Origin of the sequence: Streptococcus sp. GMD1S (assembly GCF_000296875.1) — a bacterium.
Taxonomy (GTDB): Bacteria; Bacillota; Bacilli; order Lactobacillales; family Streptococcaceae; genus Streptococcus.
Map to the genome: position 1 here is coordinate 1 of NZ_AJQY01000105.1, position 2,104 is coordinate 2,104.

The following is a 2,104-nucleotide window of genomic DNA, read 5'->3' on the forward strand; positions in this document are numbered from 1 at the left end:
AACAAGGTTCGTAGTTTTGCCTTTCCAAATGCCTACTTTGAGAAGGATAACAAGGTTTCTGCGCGAGGATCTAAGGGGGACTTTATCTTCCGTGATTTTGATGAAAATGGTCTAGAATTCATTTCCATCATGTTTGAAATGAAAAACGAAGCGGATGGGACGGAGAAGAAGCATAAGAATGCAGATTTTTACAAGGAATTGGACAAGGACCGTCGGGAAAAGAACTGCGAGTATGCGGTTTTAGTGACCATGCTTGAGGCAGATAATGACTACTTTAACACTGGGATTGTGGACGTCAGTCATGAGTATGAAAAGATGTATGTGGTTCGTCCTCAATTCTTTATTCAGTTGATTGGGCTCTTGCGTAATGCAGCGCTTAATTCTCTAAAATACAAGCAGGAGTTGGCCTTGGTTCGCGAGCAAAATATCGATATTACGCATTTTGAGGAAGATTTGGATGCCTTTAAACTAGCTTTTGCCAAGAACTACAACTCTGCTTCGACCAACTTTGGCAAAGCTATTGATGAAATCGACAAGGCCATCAAACGCATGGAAGAGGTCAAGAAGTTCCTAACCACATCCGAAAACCAACTCCGCCTCGCAAACAATAAGTTGGAAGATGTTTCGGTTAAAAAATTGACCCGAAAAAATCCAACCATGAAAGCGAAGTTTGATGCCTTGAAGGGAGAATAGAAAGCAGTGGCAAATGAATTATTAGTATTGAATACTGAAGAAGTAAATGAGTCTGAAAATTTAAATTATGACGAATTAGAAGAACTATTGGAACAGCAATTTACAATGGAGTTTTCTAATCTCGAAAAATTAGAAATAGAATGTAAAGAAATTAGTTCACCAGATAAACTAGGAGATGTTATTTTAGATGAAATCTGGGATCAATTTGCGAATCAAATTGGCTTAGATATGACAAGTGATACTCTTCTTAAGCAGTATAATGATAATAACCCTAATGGCTATACAAAAAAAGAAGGTAGTAAGATACTAAAAGATACAAGGTATACTGATGCAAATAATGCTATGAAAGAAAAGCAAAAATCAGGAAACTTGAAGGATGAATACACCGGAAAAACATTAAAAGTAAATGAAAAAGCTAATTTAGATCACGTTGTAGCACGTAAACAAATTTTTGAAAATCCTTGGAGAAAGATTGCTGATATAGAAACTGCGGATTTAGCAAACAAATCAGAAAATCTTGCTGCAACAAACGAATCACTTAATAAAAGTAAAGGAGCAAAATCCAATAGTGAATATATAAAGAATAGAGAACTGAGGGAAAAAGAACTTAGGAATCAAGTTCAAAGAGCCAATGAGAAAATTGATAAGATGAATATCTCAGATGCCGAAAAGCGAAATCTTAAAGCTGAAAATAATAAAAGATTAAATGATAAATTAGCTGCCGATTCGAAGAAAATGCTCAAATCTGAAAAAACAGCGAAGAAAGCTATTAATAAGGATATTGCAAAGAAAGCTTCTGTAAGAATGGCGAACAAGGCAGGTAAAGATGCAGTTAAAGCTATGTTTATTGCAGCATTATTTGGGATGTTGAAGGAAATTATGAATGCTTTAGTGAGGTATTTTAAAGCAAAAAAACAATCTTTTGATACATTTATAGAGGAAATGAAAAAAGCACTTCATTCATTTTTTGGCAAAATCAAAGATTTTATTAAAGTAGGTGTAGATAGTTTTGTTGGAAGCATTGTTGGAGAAATTATCGGCGCATTTAACCAGAAATTACAAAAACTTCCAAACTTGATTAAACAATTATTTGGTTCTATCAGAGAAAGCATTTCTTATTTATCTAACCCAGAAAATCAAACACATTCTACAGCAATTAAGATAGCTCACATTTCAAAAATTATTACTTCTGCACTAGTAGGTGTAGGTGCAATGTTTTTAGGAGAATATTTTGAAAAGTATTTATTAACAATATCAGGAATGCAAACTCTAATACCATTATTAGGGACCATTGCAAATATCTTAGGCATGTTTTTGGCGAGTTTATTGACAGGTATATTAGGTGCTGTAATTATTAATAGACTTGATCAATTTATTTCAAAAAAATTAATTGAGGAAAATCAAAAGAAAC

General features: G+C 33.7%; 2 protein-coding genes. Both read left to right on the forward strand.

Annotated elements, in window-relative coordinates; genetic code table 11:
- Positions 1 to 693: DUF2130 domain-containing protein (locus GMD1S_RS07350; protein ID WP_000293688.1), on the forward strand; the 693-nt coding region annotated here is incomplete at its 5' end.
- Between the two features lie 6 nt (positions 694 to 699).
- Positions 700 to 2,104, forward strand: a 1,405-nt coding sequence (locus tag GMD1S_RS07355; protein ID WP_001262693.1) for a hypothetical protein, incomplete at its 3' end; no start/stop codon positions are given.